The sequence below is a fragment of the Methylobacterium sp. WL7 genome (assembly GCF_008040085.1).
Classification (GTDB): domain Bacteria; phylum Pseudomonadota; class Alphaproteobacteria; order Rhizobiales; family Beijerinckiaceae; genus Methylobacterium; species Methylobacterium mesophilicum.
Genome location: NZ_VRVG01000244.1, coordinates 1 through 3,541 on the forward strand (window position 1 = coordinate 1; position 3,541 = coordinate 3,541).

Genomic DNA, 3,541 nt, shown 5'->3' on the forward strand with positions numbered 1-3,541 from the left:
GCCTTAAGCTGCGTCATGCTATAGTTAAATTTAAATAATTTGACGAGAGTATCTAATTTTCAATTAGGAGATCTTATCTCTCCCACGACAAGGCTATGTGTTATCATCCTTTTCATCAAGCATCCGATCCGATTTTTTCTAATGAAAATAACAAAGGATCTGTCTTACATCCTGAGCTGCGCTACCGTAATACAGCCTGCGAGTCGGTGCGGCGACCATGTCCTGAAATCGTAAAGGACTTCAGAAAATTATAGTCGTGGTATTCGGAACCAATGTCCATGCTGGAACTAACCATAAACAGCAATACTGAAAACCTGCAACTCGGCGTCCTTCACCCGACTGAAGCTGTCCCCCCGCCAGGTTGGTTCATTGGCGTTATATCCGGGGACGGTGAGATAGTTTCAGCATTCGTCCGGTCGGACGGCGCCGAAGGTGCCCGCGATGGCGATGGCGAGGTGAGTGGCCTCTCGTTTCGCCAAGGTCCAAAGGAGGGCTTTGACCTCGGCGAAGACCTTCTCGGCTGGAGCTGTAGGACGGGGGGTAGAGAACCGGTGCGTCAACGGCTTCGATGGCCTTTCGCACCCCGGCGACCTTGTGGGGGTTTAGATTGTCGAGGACGACGGGGGCGCCAGGCTTGAACAACGGAGCCAGGGTGTCGGTGACATGAGCCCGGGAGTGCGTACCATGCGTGGCTCCATCAAGGACGGTCCTGGCGATCAGTCCTGTGGCGTGCAGTGCGGCGGTGATGGTCGTGGTCTTGTCGTACCCGTGAGGCACAGTAATCCAGCAGCAGTCGCCGCGCCGGGTACGAAATAGCGGCGGACCTTCTTTTCGTGACGGTCGTCTCGTCGAGGAAGACCGAGCGATCCGGATCGTGTTCGGGTTGCCCATCGAACCAGCCCTCGTGCGCGGCCCTCATATCCGGCCGCGTCTGTTCTGCCGCGTGGACAGGCCCCGTTTACGGGTGATCCCATCCGTATGAGAAAGCTCCACAGTTTGCTTGTGCTAGCCCGAATGCCGCGATCCCGAGGCCTGTCGCGCAGTTCCTATAGGAAGGAGAGCGGGTGTTCTTTGTGGACCCGATGGATTAGGGCGGCCTTCGCTTCAAAGCGCTGCGAATTGCCGTCGCTGCCTATGCGCTTGCGCGCGATCTGCCCTCCTGCCGGGAGCGCCTATGCCGAAAGACCTGGCTGGCCGTCCCGATCCCCAGGCGTTTGGCTACCTGACGCCGTGATTCGCCCGCTCCAAACGCGGATATCACACGCTCGCGCAGATCGACTAACAGGGTTGAAGGTATGCCGATCCTCCTTCGTAAGCCCATCCAGTGAGACTAGGATTGCCCCCGTTTGGATACTGCTGGCGAAAACCTACGTGCTTATGGGCTAAGCCATGAGGCGCGTGAAGGCGGAGCGCCGGGTTCGGACGGCGGGCGCGTCGTCGATCCAGGCAGCCAAGCGGCTGAGGTGGATCGCGGGGACGTAGGCAGGTGTTGCAGGTGCGTCTTGGCCAGACCGAGATAAAGACTTCGGCGTAGATCTATCGCCCGTACCCGACACAAGAGCGTGCACTCGATGCCGGCTCGCCGCGGCCGACCGACCGCGAACGCCGGTTGGCCCTTGCGTGCCCATGCCGCGGCGAGTGCCTCGTGTTCCTCGCGCAAGTGCAGCGTCAGCAGGCGGCAATCCGAGCGCGAGCAGCACGGCTTCAGGTCGCGGGCTTTGCAGTCGCGTGTTGCGAAGCGGATGCGCATGGCTGTACGCTCGAGGTTGTGGTCGGGACACAGACCCCGGCCGCTGTGCCCAGCTCCGCCAACAGCGACCTGCCGATGCCAGTCGCGTTGGAAGGCCTCGATGGTGAACGCGCCCTTAGTGCGCGGTTGACACTGGTTGACCTTGGGGACCGGCCTGATCAAGTCGAGACCGTGATGGCGCACAGCTCCCACGAGGCCGTCGGCGTCGATGTAGGCGGCGGCGAAATGGTGCGCCGGCAGACGGTCCCTAGCCGCGAGCGTAGCATGCAGAGGGTCGAGCACGGCGCGGTCCGCGACCGGGGCCGGGGTCGTCGCGAGGTGGATGGTCAGCAGCGGATGGGCGTCGTCGCAGGTCTCAGTCACGTCGACCTAGCCGATCCAGGTGGTGGTGCGCTTCTTGGCGTAGTGGACGTCCAGTTCGTCGGGCGAAGCGACCATCGTCAGGGCGGGCGGGTTGCCGCCGGCCTCGGTCCGCCGCAGGACTCGATCGTCTCCGTGTGGTCCGCCAGTGTCTCGTTCGGCGAGGTGGAATTTCTGCAACCAGACCCAGCGCGGGACCGCGACGGCCGGCAAGTCGAACAGCCAACAAGGCGCCGCCCTGGCGTCGATCGCCACGAGCAACCGATGCCCAACTGAACCGACCTCCTCGACGGAGGCACGGCGGGCCGCCTCGTACTGCCGGACAATAAGATTGTCGATGGGGTGGCCGTGGCGCTCGATCCACGTCGGATCGGCTTAGGCGCACAGTCATTCCGGTGCGGCGATCAATAGGGCGTTTAGTGCGGTACTTACAGCTTCAATGGCGCAGCCGAGGCGGTTGAGGCTGTAGACCGCCCCCGAGGGCATGGGTCGCATCGGTGCGCTGGCGGCCACGCTTGGCCTGAAGGCCGCGCTCGTGGCAGAGATTCGGCAGGCCGCCGCGTCGCTGACCACGAGGCGGAAGCGGCACCCATTCAGGACCGAAGCGTCGACGCCGGTATCGAACAAGGCGCGCCGTAACAGGTAATTCCAGTCGATAACGGCATGCACTGCATCAGCGGAACGGCGGTCGGACAGGCTCTCGGAAAACTGCAGCAGCGTGATGAGCGCCAGTCGCCAGGGGTAGGCCGCTGGCTGGTCACCGCGGGCGAACAGGAAGACGAACTGGGCATCGGTGTAGATTTGTCTAAGGGCGTCGCGTAGGCCGAGATAGGCGTGGCCGCGCGGGAACGCGGCGTCAGCGACGACAACGGTCCTATTCGGTACGTCGGCATCAAGCGTGGCATCGGGGGACATCTTTGGACTCCCGGATCACGGAGGGTTCTGCGCCTCAGTCTTAAAAATGCTCGTCATCCAAACCCGCATCAATCTGTCCGCCAACAGTATCAAAGACAGGGTTAATACCACCTACGATCCCCCCATTTCGCTTGGCCGCCTCAACGCTTGCTTGCGTATACCCACCGTCTGGGCTGTTGAGATCGAAGGCTTATTCGGGCATATCTGGAACCGAAAAACCTTCGCTTTGGCGACGCACACTATCAAAGCTGCTACCGAAGAGATGTAATCGCTAATACGAATATAGTTTACGGCCTGTCAAAATGCAATTTTAACCGCAGAGTTTCTCGCAATGAACGCACCGATAGAGGCTGTCCGACAACCTACAATGGATATTGTAGTGGTGACATGCCGAAGAGATCTGCATTTGCTGGTTCTGATGCTAAAAAGCATTGTTGCTTTTAGCAAGCTAAATGGCAGCTTACTGATTTTTTGTGATCAAATTGATAAAAAAACTATTGAAGATATGGACCTTCC

The 3,541-nt window shown here is 59.9% G+C and carries 3 protein-coding genes and 1 pseudogene; 2 read left to right on the plus strand and 2 right to left on the minus strand.

Annotated elements, in window-relative coordinates; translation table 11 throughout:
• Positions 1-401: 401 nt before the first annotated feature.
• Positions 402-1,297 (minus strand): annotated as a pseudogene (locus FV233_RS28685) (transposase).
• Positions 1,298-1,645: 348 nt separating this feature from the next.
• On the opposite strand from FV233_RS28685, the gene FV233_RS31455 reads away from it, so the two are divergent.
• The gene (locus tag FV233_RS31455; protein WP_246690129.1) at positions 1,646-2,386 is read left to right on the plus strand and encodes a hypothetical protein; all 741 of its coding nucleotides are present in this window, start codon (positions 1,646-1,648) and stop codon (positions 2,384-2,386) included.
• Positions 2,387-2,497: 111 nt separating this feature from the next.
• Here the strand turns inward: FV233_RS31455 and FV233_RS31460 are convergent, their stop codons facing one another.
• On the minus strand, positions 2,498-3,025 hold the full coding sequence (locus FV233_RS31460) for a transposase (RefSeq protein ID WP_246690130.1): 528 nt from the start codon (positions 3,023-3,025) through the stop codon (positions 2,498-2,500).
• Between the two features lie 331 nt (positions 3,026-3,356).
• On the opposite strand from FV233_RS31460, the gene FV233_RS30965 reads away from it, so the two are divergent.
• Positions 3,357-3,541 (plus strand): hypothetical protein (locus FV233_RS30965; RefSeq protein ID WP_210249515.1); only part of this gene is annotated, 185 nt, incomplete at its 3' end.